Source organism: Marinobacter shunpengi (assembly GCF_045449715.1).
In the GTDB taxonomy this organism is placed as follows: Bacteria; Pseudomonadota; Gammaproteobacteria; order Pseudomonadales; family Oleiphilaceae; genus Marinobacter.
Genome location: NZ_JBJJLA010000027.1, coordinates 140,068 through 156,537 on the forward strand (window position 1 = coordinate 140,068; position 16,470 = coordinate 156,537).

At 63.1% G+C, this 16,470-nt stretch carries 13 protein-coding genes; 5 read left to right on the plus strand and 8 right to left on the minus strand.

The genetic code is table 11. The features are described 5' to 3' along the window. Nucleotides 1–45 precede the first annotated feature (45 nt). Nucleotides 46–834 carry a hypothetical protein gene (locus ACJO3T_RS19200; protein WP_406965448.1) on the plus strand — a complete coding sequence of 263 codons (789 nt, stop codon included), beginning with the start codon at nucleotides 46–48 and terminating at the stop codon, nucleotides 832–834. Here ACJO3T_RS19200 and cobS read toward each other — a convergent pair. Further along, a complete protein-coding gene (gene cobS / locus ACJO3T_RS19205; RefSeq protein WP_406965450.1) occupies nucleotides 762–1,532 on the minus strand; it encodes an adenosylcobinamide-GDP ribazoletransferase in 771 nt (256 codons plus the stop codon). The two genes, ACJO3T_RS19200 and cobS, sit on opposite strands and share 73 nt — an antisense overlap. A 204-nt stretch (nucleotides 1,533–1,736) precedes the next feature. Between cobS and ACJO3T_RS19210 the strand changes: the two genes are divergently transcribed. Both ACJO3T_RS19210 and ACJO3T_RS19215 read left to right on the plus strand, forming a co-directional pair. After that, nucleotides 1,737–3,251 carry a sensor domain-containing diguanylate cyclase gene (locus ACJO3T_RS19210; RefSeq protein WP_406965451.1) on the plus strand — a complete coding sequence of 505 codons (1,515 nt, stop codon included), beginning with the start codon at nucleotides 1,737–1,739 and terminating at the stop codon, nucleotides 3,249–3,251. Between the two features lie 126 nt (nucleotides 3,252–3,377). After that, nucleotides 3,378–5,132 (plus strand): SulP family inorganic anion transporter, encoded by a 1,755-nt coding sequence (locus ACJO3T_RS19215; RefSeq protein ID WP_406979517.1) that lies wholly within the window; start codon nucleotides 3,378–3,380, stop codon nucleotides 5,130–5,132. Here ACJO3T_RS19215 and ACJO3T_RS19220 read toward each other — a convergent pair. Beyond that, nucleotides 5,079–7,691, minus strand: a complete 2,613-nt coding sequence (locus tag ACJO3T_RS19220; RefSeq protein ID WP_406979518.1) for a PEP/pyruvate-binding domain-containing protein — start codon at nucleotides 7,689–7,691, stop codon at nucleotides 5,079–5,081. The genes ACJO3T_RS19215 and ACJO3T_RS19220 overlap by 54 nt on opposite strands. Nucleotides 7,692–7,693: 2 nt before the next feature. Further along, entirely contained in the window at nucleotides 7,694–9,043 is a 1,350-nt protein-coding gene (gdhA, locus tag ACJO3T_RS19225; RefSeq protein ID WP_406979519.1) for an NADP-specific glutamate dehydrogenase, read from the minus strand. A 186-nt stretch (nucleotides 9,044–9,229) separates the two neighbouring features. Here gdhA and ACJO3T_RS19230 point away from each other — a divergent pair, with 186 nt between their 5' ends. Beyond that, nucleotides 9,230–9,889, plus strand: coding sequence for an energy-coupling factor ABC transporter permease (locus ACJO3T_RS19230; RefSeq protein ID WP_406979520.1), 660 nt, complete (start codon nucleotides 9,230–9,232; stop codon nucleotides 9,887–9,889). Between the two features lie 28 nt (nucleotides 9,890–9,917). On the opposite strand, the gene ACJO3T_RS19235 is transcribed toward ACJO3T_RS19230, so the two are convergent. Beyond that, nucleotides 9,918–10,448 carry a response regulator transcription factor gene (locus tag ACJO3T_RS19235; protein ID WP_406965459.1) on the minus strand — a complete coding sequence of 177 codons (531 nt, stop codon included), beginning with the start codon at nucleotides 10,446–10,448 and terminating at the stop codon, nucleotides 9,918–9,920. Continuing rightward, nucleotides 10,441–11,697, minus strand: a complete 1,257-nt coding sequence (locus ACJO3T_RS19240; RefSeq protein WP_406965460.1) for a sensor histidine kinase — start codon at nucleotides 11,695–11,697, stop codon at nucleotides 10,441–10,443. The genes ACJO3T_RS19235 and ACJO3T_RS19240 overlap by 8 nt, the downstream gene beginning before the upstream one ends. Nucleotides 11,698–11,903: 206 nt before the next feature. Here ACJO3T_RS19240 and ACJO3T_RS19245 point away from each other — a divergent pair, with 206 nt between their 5' ends. Then, nucleotides 11,904–12,662 carry a ParA family protein gene (locus ACJO3T_RS19245; RefSeq protein WP_406979522.1) on the plus strand — a complete coding sequence of 253 codons (759 nt, stop codon included), beginning with the start codon at nucleotides 11,904–11,906 and terminating at the stop codon, nucleotides 12,660–12,662. On the opposite strand, the gene ACJO3T_RS19250 is transcribed toward ACJO3T_RS19245, so the two are convergent. The 3 genes from ACJO3T_RS19250 to ACJO3T_RS19260 all read right to left on the minus strand — a co-directional run bounded on the left by ACJO3T_RS19250 (nucleotide 12,657) and on the right by ACJO3T_RS19260 (nucleotide 16,388). Beyond that, a complete protein-coding gene (locus tag ACJO3T_RS19250; RefSeq protein WP_406979523.1) occupies nucleotides 12,657–13,745 on the minus strand; it encodes a GGDEF domain-containing protein in 1,089 nt (362 codons plus the stop codon). The two genes, ACJO3T_RS19245 and ACJO3T_RS19250, sit on opposite strands and share 6 nt — an antisense overlap. Nucleotides 13,746–13,878: 133 nt before the next feature. Beyond that, the gene (locus tag ACJO3T_RS19255; protein WP_406965465.1) at nucleotides 13,879–15,024 is read right to left on the minus strand and encodes an AI-2E family transporter; all 1,146 of its coding nucleotides are present in this window, start codon (nucleotides 15,022–15,024) and stop codon (nucleotides 13,879–13,881) included. Nucleotides 15,025–15,203: 179 nt separating this feature from the next. Next, a complete protein-coding gene (locus ACJO3T_RS19260; protein WP_406965467.1) occupies nucleotides 15,204–16,388 on the minus strand; it encodes an acetyl-CoA C-acyltransferase in 1,185 nt (394 codons plus the stop codon). Between the last annotated feature and the right edge of the window lie 82 nt (nucleotides 16,389–16,470).

Below are 16,470 nucleotides of genomic sequence, written 5' to 3' on the forward strand. Positions count from 1 at the left end.
CGGCCCACGGGCAGCCAAATCACGACTGGATCATGGAGGATCACGATGCCTGACCTGAAATTACTGCTGCCATTCCTCGGCCTGGCCCTGGTGGCCTGCACCACCACCAAGAACCCGGCCACCCTGAGCCCGGAACACCCCATCCCCGTTCCCGAAGCGGAGGAAGGCGTTCCCGCCGACTGGGCCCGGGCCCAGCTTGCCTGGGAATGGGAGTATCCCGCCCCGCTGGTCCATGCCTATGAAGACAACAGGGAAGCCGGTAATTGCCTGGAACTGATGGCACTGACAGCCCGGGGCTACGAGGCCCGCAACCTGTTTGAACAGCCCTTCCTGCAGGCCCGCACCACCCTCTGCCAGGCGGTGAGGGCATCCGCCAACCTTGCCGGTTTTGACCGCAGTTTCCTGGAGCCGTCGCTGCTGGACCGGAACCTGCCAGTGGAAGCCCCGGCGGAGTTTGCCCTGGCCATCTCCGGTGACACCCAACGGCGGGCCCAGGCCCGGGAGACCTGGGCCGAGGTGGAGACGCCCGCGGGGTTTGAACCGGTCAGCAACTATGAAGCGGTATACCGGGGCCAGGATGGTTCGGTACAGCGCCTGCGGGTGCTGGCCCGGGGGGACTACAACGGGGACGGGCTGGAGGACGCCATCCTCTATCTTACGGAAGGTGTTGATGGCGGCAGCTATGCCCACGCCCGTTACCTGATCGTGACCCGACTGGCACAGGATGCGCCCCTGTCGTTGCTATCCCCGGTAACCGATGATCAGGAGGCCATTAGCAACAGTAGCACCAGTTCCGACAGCACCACGCTGGCGCCCAGCGCATCCCCGGTATAGCCGCCCAGTTGCGAACGCAGGTAGCGGCCCCACAGCAGGGCCACGCCCAGGGTGGCCAGCAGGCACCACAGCAACAGGTGGCTGTGCCAGATACTGGCCGCCGCGCCGAGTACCGTGGTGAACGCGGCGGCTACCGCCAGGCGACGGCGGGAGAAACCATCCGCCACCGGTTTGCTCTTGCTCTGATCGGTCTGGGTCACGTAGGGCAGGTAACCCATCAACAGTAGTGGCGTCAGCCGTGACACGGCCGGTGCCATCACCAATGCCACCAGGATATGGAAGCTCTCCAGCAGCAACGCTGCCTTCAATCCCAGGGCCATCACCAGTGCCACCGTGCCGTAGGTGCCGATGCGGCTGTCCTTCATGATAGTCAGGCGCTTCTCCACCGTATACCCCCCCCCCAGGGCGTCGATACTGTCCGCGAGGCCATCCTCGTGGAATGCCCCCGTGAGCCAGAGGTGCAGGACCATCACCAGCAGGACCGACACCAGTGGTGAAAACCAGATCTCCAGCAGACTGAAGGTGGCTGCGTACAGGGCGCCCAGCAGCAGGCCCACTAGCGGAAAGTAGAGGCTGCTCTGGTTCATCAGGCGTTGCGAGTAGTCGATGCGGGCCAGCATGGGGATCCGTGTCAGGAATCCCACTGCCAGCCAGAAGGCCTGCCATTCCCGGGATAGTTGAAATGAGGGAGTCTGCACGTTGTATCCGTATCCATATGAAAACGCCTATTCTGACGATCCCGTGGCGAATTCGCCAGGGAATGTCCGTCTGGTGGCAGGTTTCACGAGTGGCGAAAGTAGTCCAGAATTGTCTGGTATGTGTGAATTCGAATTAATGTACTAAACTGATACATGTTTGGTGGTCCAGATTTGAAAGATACATTTAGCGACTGGACATAGGCTATGGCACTGGAGTCTGCTTCCCAAAAGGATGACAAGCATGTTCCAGATCTGCTGGAGGAACTGGCTTCTGGCGTGCCCGGTGTCCTGTTCAGCTACTGGGTGAGTGCCGATGGTACCGAGCGGCGTTTCCCCTATATCAGCAGCCGTGTCAGTGACCTGTTTGACGTGACTCCCCAGGAGCTGAGTGAGGACGGGTTGCTATTGACGGCGCTGGTACACCCGGACGATGTGGAGGGTCTGCGCCCGTCCACCGATGAATCCGCCCGTACCCTCCGACCCTGGCAATACCAGGCCAGGGTTCGCCTCAAGGATGGCAGTTACCAGTGGTTTGAGGGCCATTCCCTGCCCAAGCGCCTGGCAGACGGCAGCACCCTCTGGTTCGGCCAGTTCACCAATATCCAGGCCCACAAAGACCTGGAACTCAGCCTTCGGGCCAGTGAGGCGGAGGCGGATTACCAACTGCGGTTCCACCAGTTGCTGGCCAGCCTGTCCTCGGAATTCATGGACTCCGCCATCGGTGATATCGACGAGGAGATCAACCGCTTCCTGGCCCGTATCGGTGACTTCTTCCAGCTTGACCGGGCCTATATCTACCAGTTTTCCGATGACCTGACCCGCATGACCAACACCCACGAATGGTGCCGCGACGGAGTGGTCGCCCTGAAGGGCAGCCAGCAGGATGTGGACATTACCGGTTTCCACTGGTGGCAGCAGCAGATCCATGAAGTGTTAGGCCGGAACCAGGTGGTGTTCGTGGAGGATGTCAGCCGGCTACCGAATCATGCGATGGAGGAACGGGCCCTGCTGGAGGAGCAGGAGGTGGCTGCCATGTTCTGCGCGCCCCTGTTGATTCGGGGCTCCGTGGAGGGATTCTTTGGCATGGATTCTCTCTCCGTTCGCCACTGGCGTACGGATCTGGATGACCTGCTGGTGCTGGTGGCCAACCTGCTGACCCAGGCCCTGGAACGGTTCCGCCTGGAGCAGGAACTGTTGGATCAGTCCATCCTCGATCCGCTGACGGGAATCCATAACCGCCGCTATCTGAAGCCACGGGTTGAGGAGATGCTGGCCCACTATCAGCGCACCGGGGAGGGCCTGGCCCTGGCGATGCTGGACATTGACCATTTCAAGGAGGTGAACGACAACCATGGCCATCTGGCCGGAGACCAGGTGCTACAGCATTTTGCCGGCCTGCTCCAGGATCAGTGTCGTGGCACGGACGTGGCGGCCCGCTATGGTGGCGAGGAATTCATTGTCGCGCTGGCGGATGTCACACCGGACCAGGCTACCTGTGCCTTGCAGCGGGTACTGGAGCTGGTCCGGGAACAGCCGGTCCGCTTTCAGGGGGGAGATATCCCGGTGTCGGTCAGCGCTGGCCTGGTTCATGTGACAGACCTGCCCTGGGAGACCCTGAACAGCGATACGCTGATCACCGAGGCGGACCGTCGCCTGTACGAGGCCAAGCGATCCGGGCGGGATTGCCTGGTTGACGCATCCGGCCCCATCAGCTCCTAGGAAACCCTATTTCACACCATATTGCTTTATGGTATATGCTTAGAACCTGTTTGTGGTTTTCGGGGTGCTACCATGCCCACCCCCGTTCCTGACGCTATCCACTAACCGGGTCCAAGGGCGATCATTTTGAAACTGTCCCGTTTCCTGCCGGTATTGACGTGGCTGCCCCGCTATAACCGTGCCTTCCTGGTCCGGGACCTGTTGGCGGCGATGATCGTTACCGTCATGCTGATTCCCCAGTCCCTGGCTTATGCCATGCTGGCGGGGTTGCCACCACAGATGGGACTTTACGCCAGTATCCTGCCGCTGGTGTTGTATGCGGTGTTCGGCTCCAGCCGGACCCTGTCGGTGGGACCGGTGGCGATAACCGCCCTGATGACCGCCGCAGCCCTGGGGCAACTGTTCGAGCCGGGGGCAGCGGAAATGGTTGGCGGCGCTATCCTGTTGACAGCCATAACGGGGCTGATGCTCCTGGTCATGGGCGTATGCCGTCTCGGGTTTCTGGCCAATTTCCTCAGTCACCCGGTGATTTCCGGATTTATTACCGCCTCCGGACTGGTGATCGTGGCCAGTCAGTTGGCGCCTGCGCTGGGTATACAGGCTGGCGGGAAGAACCTCTATGAGGTGGCGGTGGAGCTATTCCGGCACCGGGAGGATATTCACTGGCTGACGCTGGCCATCGGTGGCGGCGTGTTGCTGGCCCTGCTGGCCGCCCGGGAGTACCTGAGGCCGTTGCTGACCAGGCTGGGGATTGGTTCGGGGCTTGCGGACAACCTTGCCAGGACCGCCCCCGTAACCGCCGTGGTGATTACGACAGCACTGACCTGGGTCCTGGAGCTGGACAAGGCCGGGGTGGCGGTGGTGGGGGATGTGTCCTCTGGCCTGCCGGAGCTGGTCATGCCGGCCACCGACCTGTCCCTGTGGCGACAACTGACGGTCAGTGCCGTGCTGATCAGTATTGTGAGCTTTGTGGAGTCGGTGTCGATTGCGCAGACCCAGGCGGCCAGGCGACGGGAGCGTATTGATCCCGACCAGGAACTGGTGGGCCTGGGGGCGTCGAACCTGGCATCGGGGATATCCGGGGGCATGCCTGTGGCCGGGAGCTTTTCCCGTTCCGCGGTGAATGTGGACGCCGGTGCGGAAACACCCGCCGCTGGCGCCCTGGCGGCGTTTGGCGCGGCATTGGCGACGGTGTTCCTGACGCCGGCCATCGCCCTGTTACCGGTGGCCACCCTGGCCGCCACCATCATCGTGTCGGTGCTATCGCTGATCGACCTGCCGGCGCTGGTGCGCACCTGGCGATACTCCCGGGGGGATTTCGTGGCCATGCTGGCGACGATCGCCCTGACCCTGTGCTACAGCGTGGAGGCCGGCATCCTGGCGGGGGTGGGGCTGTCCATCGGGCTGTTCCTTTACCGCACCAGTCGTCCGCACAGCGCCGTGGTCGGCCGGGTGCCGGGTACCGAGCACTTCCGTAATGTGCGCCGCCATCAGGTGGAAACCCGAGCCCATATGGCCATGCTGCGGGTGGACGAGAGCCTCTACTTTGCCAATGCCCGCTTTCTGGAAGAGCGGGTCCTGGAGTTGGTTAGCGACCGTCCGGAACTGACCGATGTCGTGCTGGTATGCGCGGCGGTGAACCTGATCGACGCTTCCGCCCTGGAGAGCCTGGAGGCCATCAACGAACGCCTTGAGGCCGGCGGTGTGCGTTTCCACCTGTCGGAAGTGAAGGGCCCGGTGATGGACCGGCTGGAAGGGACACGCTTGCTGGAGCGGCTGACCGGGAACATCTACCTGACCAGCTATCAGGCCTGGCAGGCCCTCGGGTCATGGATGGCCGCCCAGAAGCCGCTGGCGGGTGACGTCGGCAAGAATGCGTAATGGTGCCTCCTCGCATTCCATGACTTCTACACACTCCCTGACGGCGGCCGCAGGCAGGTTGTCCGGCAACAGGCAGTCGATGGCCCGTTGCTGGGTGTGTTGATCCAGCCAGCACGGATTCCAGAGGCAGTCCCGTTCACCGGGGAACAGTGCAACATAGGCGATACCGGTTTCCACCAGGTCCTGGAAGAAGTGGGAACCATAGGACAGGTCCGGTACCATGCCGTTGCCCATGTCGGCGATTTCCGCCAGCACCGACACCCGGCTGATATCCGCAAATCCCACCGGTACGCCCAGCTCCGGGCTGCTGGTGCCCCACCGCCCGGGGCCTGCCAGCATGAGGTTGAAGCGCTCTGGCGTCTGCCGGGCCAGCCGTCCCACCAGGGTGGCGACCTGGTATTTGCCGTGGACATCCAGGGCGCTATAGGCCTCGGCGTTTACCTGGATGATCCGGTGGATGGCGAGGTTGATATTGCCGCCCATGAAGTGCCCCCGGGTCGCCATCAACAGCCGGTGCGGGTCAGGCTGGGGTGGCAGGGATACCGAGCTGGCGTCGCCGATGGTGGCCAGGGGGCGACACTGCACGAGGTTGATTCGGGGGCTGTCATCCTCCTCGCCCAGGTGGATGGTGAACTCCACGTCAACCGGGTGGGCATAGGCCGCTTCCAGGATGGACAGCATGCGGCCAGCGAGTCGGATCACCTCGCCCTGGCGGATCAGCGGCCGGAAAGTCAGGCGCCACACGGGGTGATCCAGCCCCAGTTCCCGAGCCCGCTCGGACGCGGCCCGGTCAATTTCCCCCAGTCGGGCCAGGGGCAGGTCCGGTGCTTCCCGGGCCAGGGTGGTCAGGTCGGTGGTGGTGAGGCCCGGGCCGTTTACATCCAGGCTGTCCACCAGGTGCTGGCTGAACCGGTAGTTTTCCTCAAGACTGCGAAAGGGTTGTTTGAGGGGGTGATCCAGGGCGATGACCCAGGCGTGATCCCCCTCGATCCGGTCGACGGCCCGGGTACCCAGACCCATCACCAGCCGAAGCATACCAGCCTTGGGATCCATCTCCGGATCCCAGACAAAGGTATTGCGGGATACGCCAACGGCCGCGGCGTCCGGCAGGTACCAGTGGTCATGAAAGCGTCCGTTGACCCGCTGGATCAGCAGGGCCATGGGTTCCTCCTGCTCTTCCAGACCACGGCTGCGCCGGTAGCTGAGGGCATCATCGCTCATGGTGGAGGCATAGACCTGGCGGATGGCGTTCTCCAACGCCTCCAGCCGGTGCTCCGGATCACCCTGATTGATCAGGAAAACGCTCTCGTACTTACCCGCAAAGGCATTGCCAAAGCTGTCTTCCAGCAGGCTGCTGGAGCGCACCAGAATCGGATACTGGCCGAAGTGATCCAGGGTCCGGATCAGTTCCGGCCGCACCTCCGGCGGAAACTCGCCAGCCAGAATGGCGTCCCGCAGTGCTGGCGCCTGTTCAAAAAAGCCTTCCCGGGTGCGGTGTTTCATGACGGCGGGCCACAGCCCATTGTGCACCAGGAAGGCGTACCACACATCCGAGGCCATGAACATGGAATCGTGGGGGTCCAGGGCGGTGTGCCAGTTGTCCGGGTCGTCCTGTAACAGCATGGCACGCGCCAGCAGCATGCCCACCGCCTTGCCACCGATAAAGCCACTGCCGATGGTGCGGTTGTGGATGGCGGTGAGATCATCGAGGGTCAGGTAGCGTTGTGCCAGGTCCAGCATACGGCCGTCCCGGCTGATCAGCACCCGGAGGATGCGTTGAACCAGGGCGCGACCGGTCTGGTCACTGGTCCGCCCGGCGTGCTCTTCCGCCTCCAGGAACAGCCGGTCCCAGCCATCCAGCAACTGTTGCTGGGAGCCATGGGCCTGCTGCTCGATGGCCGCCTGCAGCCGGGTGGCATTGGAGCTGTCGGTGACCGGTATGAAGTTCCCGTCGCGGTAGCGGTGGGGCAGGAACATGGTGGGGGACTGCCGTTGCCAGACCTTGACCGGCTGCACCTGCATGTCGTCCTCGGCCCGGTAGACATCGATCATGACTTGCGTGGTGGCGCGTATGCGGTCCAGAGTCTGGCGGGAGTGTCGTTGTGGCAGAAGTGCGAACCAGGCGACGGTGTCCAGTTCATACAGCAACGGGCAGATCACCCGGAAGAAATAGCCCACCATGGTGTCGGTGGCCCAGGCGTTGAGCAGGTCACTGAGACAATCGCACACGTAAAAGGCACCGCGGCCCCAGGTTTCCACCAGTTCCCAGATGCGGGCGGTGAAGGACTCAAAACCGTCCCGGGCATCCACTTCGATAATGCGGATGCCCGGACCGGCGGCCAACAGGGGAGGATGCTGGCCAAAGCGCAGGTAGATGATCTGGCGGCCGGCGTCAGTGGCTGATGCCACGAAGGGGCTGACAAACCGCCGGTAGTCGTCCAGGTCAGTGACCCGCCAGACCACATTGTCACCGATCCGCAACCCGTCCAGTACCTGGTCGAGGCCCGGTACACCGGTGGATACCACCGGGCCGGGCCCGGCGTCGGTGGCCCTGGTCATGGTCAGATCAGGCCCATGGCGTCCATCGCCCGGGCCACCTTGATAAAGCCGGTGACGTTGGCGCCGAGCACATAGTTGCCCGGCGAACCGAACTCGTCGGCGGTTTCGAAGCAGCTCTTGTGGATGTTGATCATGATCTCCTCCAGGCGCTTCTCAGTGTAGTCGAAGGTCCATGAATCGCGACGGGCGTTCTGCTGCATTTCCAGTGCACTGGTGGCGACACCACCGGCATTGGCGGCTTTGCCGGGCCCGTAGGATAGCTTTGCCTCCTGGAAGATCTGGATACCCTCCGGGGTGGTGGGCATGTTGGCACCCTCCGCCACAGCGATGCAGCCGTTCTCCACCAGGGTCTTGGCATCAGCGCCGTTGAGTTCGTTCTGGGTGGCGCAGGGCAGCGCCACGTCACAGGGAACGCTCCAGATGTTGCCATCTTCCACATACTTCGCGTGCTTATGAGCATCGGCGTAAGCACTGATGCGTCGGCGCTCCACTTCCTTGAGGCGCTTGACGGTTGCCAGGTCGATACCCTTTTCGTCCACGATGATGCCGCCGGAGTCGGAGCAGGCGATGACTTTCGCGCCCAGCTGGTGTGCTTTCTCGATGGCGTAGATGGCTACGTTGCCGGAACCGGACACCACCACGGTCTTGCCGTCCAGGGAGTCGCCTCGGGCCCGGAGCATCTCCTGGGTAAAGAACACAGTGCCGAAACCGGTGGCCTCGGTACGGGCACGACTGCCGCCCCAGTCCAGGCCCTTGCCGGTGAGTACGCCGGATTCATAGCGGTTGGTGATGCGCTTGTACTGGCCGAACAGGTAGCCGATCTCGCGGCCCCCCACTCCGATGTCGCCGGCGGGCACATCCGTGTATTCCCCCAGGTGACGGTACAGCTCGGTCATCAGGCTCTGGCAGAAACGCATGATTTCGTCGTCGGACTTGCCCTTGGGGTCGAAGTCACTACCGCCCTTGCCGCCGCCGATGGGCAGGCCGGTGAGCGCGTTCTTGAAGATCTGCTCAAAGCCCAGGAACTTGATGATGCCCAGGTAGACGGAGGGGTGGAACCGCATGCCACCCTTGTACGGCCCCAGGGCGCTGTTGAACTCCACCCGGAAGGCCCGGTTGATGTGGATCTCGCCCTGGTCGTCCTGCCAGGGCACGCGGAAAATAATCTGACGCTCCGGCTCGCAGATGCGCTGGATGACCTTCTTCTCCACGAACTCCGGGTACTTCACCAGGACCGGGCCCAGCGTTTCCAGGACCTCGTGGACGGCCTGGTGGAATTCCGACTCACCGGGGTTCCGGTGCAGGACATCCCGGAAAATGGGTTCAAGCTTTTCGTCCAGGCGTGCAGCCATATTGATCTCCAGAAGTAGGGGGCTATATGAATCTTTAGGGCAGTGATTGCACCACGGCAGTGCAATATAAGCAATTGGCGTCGACTGGATTTTTCGGCACTTCACCTGTTGATGCACTCGTGGCAAGCTGTTGGCCCCTGTCGAAGCAACCCGTCCATCGCTCCTGTCTCTGCGGATGAACTGCCTATGGGCCTGACTGACAATCTGTTCCCCGGATGGCTGCTGGTGATCACCGGAATGCTGTTTGCGGGCATCCTGATTCGCGCCATCCGGCAGACCGACTGGACGGCGCTGAGGGCGAACCAGCGACTGCAGCACAGCCTGTTCGGTGCTGCCGTGGTGCTGGGCTTCCTGTGGCAGTTGCGGGCGGGGCTGTCGCCGGGGCTGAGCATCCATATCTTCGGCATGACCGCGGTCACCCTCATGCTGGGCTGGCGCCTGGCGGTCTTCTCCGGGCTGCTGGCGCTGGTGATCGTGGTGATCACCGGCCGGGAGCCCCTCAGTCTGTTTGCGGTCAATGGCCTGATTACGATGATGGTGCCGGCCCTGGTCACCCACGCCATCATGCGGTGGGAACGGTGGGTGAACTTCCGTAACTTCTTTGCCTATATCTTCTTCTGCGGTTTCTTCGGTGCTGGCGCCTCGGTCGGGGCGGCGGGGCTGACCATGGTGGCCCTGCTGTGGCTCACCGGCGTCTATGACTGGTACCACCTGGTGCACGATTACCTGCGCTACCTGCCGCTGATCGTCCTGCCGGAGGGCTTCGTGAATGGCACCGTGGTCACCGGGCTGATGGTCTTCCATCCGGAGATGCTGACCACCCTGGACGAACGACGGTACCGGTAGTCGATACCGGGAGCACTTCTGTCCTCCTTTACTCCCGCCAGCGGGAATGTTTGCCCAGCTTGCGCTGAAGGGTGCGGCGGTGCATGTTGAGGGCCCGGGCGGTGGCGGAGATGTTGCCATCATGTTCGGCCAGCACCCGCTGGATGTGTTCCCACTCCAGCTCCTCCACCGACGGCGGCTGGCGCCGTAGCGACGGTTCCTGCCGTTCCGGCTGGAAGCCCTCGATGATCTGGTCCGCCGTGACCGGTTTGCACAGGTAGTTCACCGCCCCCTTGCGCATGGCTTCCACCGCCGTGGCAATGCTGCCGTAGCCGGTGAGGATCAGCACTTCCAGCTCAGGCCTTACCGCCAGCAGTTCCGGGAGCAGTTGAAGCCCGCTCTCCCCGGCCAGGTTCAGGTCCAGCACACACCGATTTGCCCGGCTGCGGGCCAGCCGTTCCAGGGCCTGCCCGGGGTCGAGGGCAACCTCGGTGCCGATGCCCCGGCGCCCCAGGGAGCGGGCCAGGGTGTGGGCGAAGGTTTCGTCATCGTCGACCAGCAACCAGCAGGGCTCAGTCATGGGCGGGCTCCGCATACCGGGCGGGAAGGTCGATGGTCATGGTGGTGCCCCGGTCCTGGCCATCGGTGCGGGCCTCGGCACTGAGTTGGCCGCCCAACCGCTGGATGGTGGCGTTGGAGAGGAACAGGCCCACCCCAAGGCCCTGCTCGGACGCAACCGGCCGCTGTCCGGGCAGGGTATCGCCGATGCCGCTGCCCTGGTCCACAATCCTTAGCCGGGCCCTGCCCGCTTCGTCGTCCGCTCCGACCGTCACGCCCCGGGGGCTGGCCCGCAGGGCATTGGCCAGCAGGTTGAGGACGGCTTGGTCCAGGGTGGCATCCACCTGCACGGTCAGGTCCGGCGGCGTCTTCGGCCAGCGAATGGGGGCATCCGGCCATAGCAGGGTGGCGGACTCCCGCAGCCGGTGCAGCCACTGGCTGAGGGTGATGGCCTCGGTGGCGGCCTCGCGGCACTGAACCGCAGCTTCGGTCATGGTTTGTAGCTGGCTTTGGCAGATTCCGATCTGTTGCTCCAGCAGTTCCAGGTCGTCCCGGAAAGGTTGGGCCTCGGGCAGTGATGTCAGGTCATCCACTACCAGAGTCATGGTGTTCAGCGGGGTGCCCAGCCGGTGGGCGACGTTGGCGGCGGACAGGCCCAGGGCAATGATCTGTTCATCCCGCAGGCGGTCTTCACGGCTTTGGGACAGGGCCTGTTGCTGTTCCCGCAGGCGACCGGCCAGGGAGCCGACCACCACCAGCATGATGGTGGCAGTCAGGGCGAAGGTGCCCCACATACCCATCAGGTGCAGGTGCATGTAGTCGTTCCGGGACAGGCCGGCAGGTGGCGGGGCGGGAAACAGGATCAGCAGCGTGTAGATGCCGATGGCCAGCAGGGTTATCACCAGGTTCTGCCGCAGCGGGACCAGCACCAACCCGGTCACCAGGGGAAGTAGCAGCAGGGACACCAGCGGGTTGGCAAAGCCACCCGTCAGTGCCAGCCAGACACCCAGGGCAATCGTGTCGGCCCCCAGCGAGAAACTGACCGGCAGGGCAAGCCGGGGCGGGTGCCAGGTCAGCCACAGCCAGCTTGCGGCGGCAAAAAGGGCATGGGCCAGGGTGACCAGTAACGGGGCCGGCCCGGCCAGGGATGGGGCCAGGAACGACAACGCCACCAGCGCCAGCCATTCCATGCTGACAATAGACAGCCGCATCAGCAGCAGGTAGCGGGCGGACTGGCGGAAGCCCGCCTGGGAAATGGTATGCAGTTTCATGGGGGAATTATATCGCCATTGCCGCTCAGGGGTGCCGCGACATTCTGTCCCATTCCGGGGTTCTTGTCGGCCTGTACCGGGACTGTAGCAGTATGGGGCAGGACGGTTATACTGACTTCCCTGATCACCGCTGGAGGGCGACAGCCAGGGGTGGTGGACGGTCATAAGGAAAAGGATTAATCCATTCAACGGACGGGGCACAGCCATTGAAGATCATCGCGTTTCATAATCTCAAGGGCGGCGTGGGCAAGACAGCGGCAGCGTCCAATGTTGCCGCCCTGGCCGCGGAAGAGGGGATACCGACCCTGTTGTGGGACCTGGATCCGCAGGGCGCGGTGAGCTGGTATTTCGGCAACACCGGCGCCAGCGCCCGGGTGCCCAAGGCGGGCAGGCTGGTGAAGGGCAAGACCCCTATCGGCAAGACCATCGTGCCAACCGGGATTGAGAACCTGGACCTGATTCCCGCGGATGTCAGCTTCCGCAATATCGACCTGCAACTGGAGAAACACGGCGACAACAGGACCCTCGCCGACTGGCTGGAACCACTGGGGGAGGATTACGGGCTGGTGGTGCTGGACTGCCCGCCGTCGCTGTCGCGGCTGGCGGAGCAGGTGTTCCGGGTATCCGACCGGGTGCTGGTGCCTCTGGTGCCTACCTGGTTGTCCCTCAATAGCTGGCATCAGATGCAGGAATTCATCGCCGACAAGAAGCTGGACAGCGGCAGGTTCCAACCCTTCTGGACCATGGCCGACCGGCGCAAGAACCTGCACCGGCAGTTGTTGCAGTCACCACCCCAGGAGCTGACCGGCCTGATGCCCGGCTATATCCCCTACGCCAGTGATGTGGAGCGGATGGGAGAGAAGCGCCAGCCGGTGCACTGGTTTGCACCGCGATCCACGGCGGCATTGTCCTATCGCCTGCTGTGGCGTGGTCTCAGCAAGGGCAAGCGCTCCCTGAAGTTATAGGATCTGTTCCGGTCCGCTCACGGTCTGGCCGGACGGGGCCCGGGGCTGGCCAGCAAGCGGTGGCACGACCTGATTCCGTCCCTGGTCCTTGGCCTGATAGAGACGCTGGTCAGCAACGGCCAGCAGGTCCTGCAGGCTTTGGCCATCCACTCCCAGTTCCGCCACGCCAATGCTCATGGTCAGGGGAATCAACTGACCGTCGTGTCGAAGGTCGGCATCGGCCAGCGCCTGCCGCAGGTCTTCCGCCACCTGGATGGCGGTGTTGGTGGCGGTGTTCACCAGAATGATGCCGAACTCCTCCCCGCCCAGGCGCCCGGCCAGGTCCGTGGCCCGTAGCCGGTGCTTGAGCAGGTCGGCAAAGAAGACCAGGGCCCGGTCGCCGGCCTCGTGACCGAAACGGTCATTCACCTGCTTGAAGTGGTCCAGGTCGACAATCAGCAATGACAGGGGCTGCTGTTCACGACCGGCACGACTGCGTTCACGTTCGAAGAAGACCTTGATCCGCGAACGATTGGGCAGGCCGGTGAGGAAGTCGGTCTGGGCCATCTTCAGGAGCTGTATCTCGCTGCGCTCCCGGCTGACCTCGTAGACGTGGGAGAACACCGTAATGCACGCGGTCAGGATCACCATATTGGCCACCGAGCGTATATCCATCACCGCTGTATCACCACGGAACTTGTAGAGAAAAATCGCGGTTGCAACAGCAAGGAAGCACAGGGTAACGACCATGCCCAAGCGCCGGCCCAGTAACAGATGTCCCACCAGCGGGATCAGCAGGACCCAGCCGAACACCGTCACACTGGTCTCGGGAGTAGCGACGGCAGCCATCATGGCTGTAAAAAAGGGCAGGATATACGCGAGTATCCATCGCTCCAGGTGACGCGTACGGCGAACCGCAAACAGTAGGAAGGCCGAATATAGAGCCATTCCCCATTCCAGCAACGACAGGGGCAGGTAGCCCCTGAAGGCGTTCAGAAAGCCGAACAGTATCCCGCTGCCAATGGTGATCCACAGCAGGGCCACCAGCACGGCTTTACGATGGGGTCGGGCGAGTTGGGTCAGTGTGTCGGGATGAGCGTCCATACGTGCAATCCTGATAAGTCCCTTGGGCCCTGCCGGAGAGGTGCCGGGTGGCATCCTGTGTTGACGACGGCGAAGTCTTTGGCCCGGTGAGAATTGGATCACAAAATGACTGTCGTTAAAATAGTCAGTGTGGCTATTTTCCCAACAGTTCCCCGACTCCCTGCAGGTTTTCCACATGATCGCAGAGGGTCTTGGTCATCATCAGCAACGGTGTTGCCAGGATCAGCCCTACCGGCCCCCACAGCCAGCCCCAGAACAGCAGGCCGATAAAGATGACCACGGCATTGAGGCTGGATACCCGGGCCGTGAGCCAGGGAGTCAGCAGGTAGCCCTGGATGCTGGTGATAATGAGTGAGGCGCCGGCCACCAGGATCGCCATGTCCAGGGAACCGAACTGGATAAAGGCGGCGGCGCCGGAGCCCACTAGCACCAGGAAGGGGCCGAGGTAGGGCACGGCGCTGGCCACGCCGGCCATGACACCCCACAGGATCGCCTGTTCAACGCCCAGCAGCAGGAACGCCAGCCAGGTAAGCACCCCGACGAACATGGCACCCAGGAACATGACGAAGATGAAACGCCGCATCTGGCTGTGGAACTCCTTCAGCATGCGGGCGGCCTTGCGCATGCCGTGGAACCCGGGACCGGACAGGCGCACGATCTTGCGCTTGTAGAGGGTGCCGGTGGCCAGGACGAAGTAAACCAGGAACAGTACCGAAACGAGCTGACTGACCAGCACGATGCCGCCGGAGGCACGGTTCATCAGGTAGTTACGGATGCTGAAGGGCTCTTCGACAATGCGTACCCGGGTGGCACGGACCTGGTCATGCTGATCCTCTTCAGCGGCGCTTTCCTCGATTTCCTTGGCTGCTTCCTGGGCCTTCTCCATCAGACTCTCGGACCGGGGGGCGCGGGCGCTCTGACGTTCGAACTCCTGAAGCGCCGGGGGAATGCGCTCCAGCATCTTCATGGCTTCACCGTGCAGGGGCATGGCGGCCAGTGCCAGGATGGCGATCAGACAACTGAGTACCAGGGCGGCGCTGATGGGGCGGGGAACATGTAATCGGTCCACCGCGCTGACCAGCGGGTCCAGGGCATAGCTGGTCAGTATGCCGGCGGCCAGTGGCAGCAGGATCGCCTGGGCCCAGTCCAGGAATACGATGAACCCCATGCCGGCTATGACAATGGGAGCGATATTGCGGAAGTTGATGGGGTTGGCGGCAACCGATGAACCGCTCTGGCGGTCGCCGGAGGGTGAGGGTCTGTCTTGGCGACTGCTCATTCCGTCCCTGCTCCTGTGGATGGCCGATGACTACATCATCGCAACCAGACGCGGCAGGGTACAGAAACCCGGTGATGGATTAATGGTTTGGTAAGGATTGGCGGATGCCGGTCGCCCGGGGGCGACCGGCAAGGTGCGATCCGGTAGCAGCTGCGCCCGGACCTTGTTGAGACGGCGGTTTACAGGACTTCGAACAGCCCCGCCGCACCCATGCCACCACCGACACACATGGTGACGACCACGTATTTCACGCCACGACGCTTGCCTTCCAGCAGGGCGTGACCAACCATGCGGGCACCGCTCATGCCGTAGGGGTGGCCGATGGAGATGGCGCCGCCGTTGACATTCAGGCGATCGTTGGGGATGCCCAGCTTGTCGCGGCAGTACAGCACCTGTACGGCGAAGGCTTCGTTGAGTTCCCACAGGCCGATGTCGTCGATCTTCAGGCCGTGCTGCTTGAGCAGCTTGGGTACGGCGTAGACGGGACCGATGCCCATCTCCTCGGGCTTGAGGCCGGCGACAGCCATGCCACGGTAGGCGCCCAGTGGCTGCAGGCCGCGCTGTTCGGCGAGCTTGGAGTCCATCAGTACGCAGGCGGCGGCACCGTCAGAGAGCTGGCTCGCGTTGCCGGCGGTGATGCAGCCGCCTTCGATGACGGGGTTGAGTCCCGCCAGACCTTCGAGTTGGGTGGACGGGCGGTTGCCTTCGTCCTTGTCGAGGGTGGCTTCTTCGTAGCTGACTTCCTTGGTTTCCTTGTCCATCACCGCCTTGGTGGTGGTGACCGGTACGATTTCGTCGTCGAACAGGCCTTTTTCCTGGGCGGCGGCGGTGCGCTGCTGTGACTGCAGGGAGTATTCGTCCTGGGCTTCGCGGCTGATGCCGTACACCTTGGCGACGTTCTCGGCGGTCTGGAGCATGGGCATGTAGGCGTGCTCGGCGTGCTTGATCACGGTTTCGTCACGCTCGGCGGCCATCCATTCGAAGTTTTTCTGCTGGACCCGGGAGATGCTTTCCTGGCCGGCACCAATGGCGACGTCCTGGCCGTCGAACATGATCTGCTTGGCGGCGGTGGCGATGGCCATCAGGCCGGAGGCGCACTGGCGGTCCATAGTCATGCCGCTGACGTCCTGGGGCAGACCAGAGGCCAGTGCGGACAGGCGGCCTACGTTCATGCCGGCGGTACCGGCAGGCATGGCGGTACCCATGATCAGGTCTTCGATTTCCGCCGGATCGACCTTGGCGCGTTCTACCGCGGCCTTGATGGCGAAGGAGGCCATGGTGGGGGACTTGGTGTTGTTGAACAGGCCCTTGAACGCCTTGCCGATGGGCGTGCGGGCGGTGGATACGATGACGGCTTCTCTCATGATTCTCTTCCTCTTGATGGTTTTGGAGTTCGAGGCTCGTATTGCGGGTGAGGCAAGCAGGCGGGTATGACTTTCCGGGACA

Coding starts and splice junctions, on each gene's coding strand:
- ACJO3T_RS19200 (WP_406965448.1), top strand. CDS start 46: ATGCCTGACCTGAAATTACTGCTGCCATTCCTCGGCCTGGCCCTGGTG.
- ACJO3T_RS19210 (WP_406965451.1), top strand. CDS start 1,737: ATGGCACTGGAGTCTGCTTCCCAAAAGGATGACAAGCATGTTCCAGAT.
- ACJO3T_RS19220 (WP_406979518.1), bottom strand. CDS start 7,691: ATGACCAGGGCCACCGACGCCGGGCCCGGCCCGGTGGTATCCACCGGT.
- gdhA (WP_406979519.1), bottom strand. CDS start 9,043: ATGGCTGCACGCCTGGACGAAAAGCTTGAACCCATTTTCCGGGATGTC.
- ACJO3T_RS19230 (WP_406979520.1), top strand. CDS start 9,230: ATGGGCCTGACTGACAATCTGTTCCCCGGATGGCTGCTGGTGATCACC.
- ACJO3T_RS19235 (WP_406965459.1), bottom strand. CDS start 10,448: ATGACTGAGCCCTGCTGGTTGCTGGTCGACGATGACGAAACCTTCGCC.
- ACJO3T_RS19240 (WP_406965460.1), bottom strand. CDS start 11,697: ATGAAACTGCATACCATTTCCCAGGCGGGCTTCCGCCAGTCCGCCCGC.
- ACJO3T_RS19250 (WP_406979523.1), bottom strand. CDS start 13,745: ATGGACGCTCATCCCGACACACTGACCCAACTCGCCCGACCCCATCGT.
- ACJO3T_RS19255 (WP_406965465.1), bottom strand. CDS start 15,024: ATGAGCAGTCGCCAAGACAGACCCTCACCCTCCGGCGACCGCCAGAGC.
- ACJO3T_RS19260 (WP_406965467.1), bottom strand. CDS start 16,388: ATGAGAGAAGCCGTCATCGTATCCACCGCCCGCACGCCCATCGGCAAG.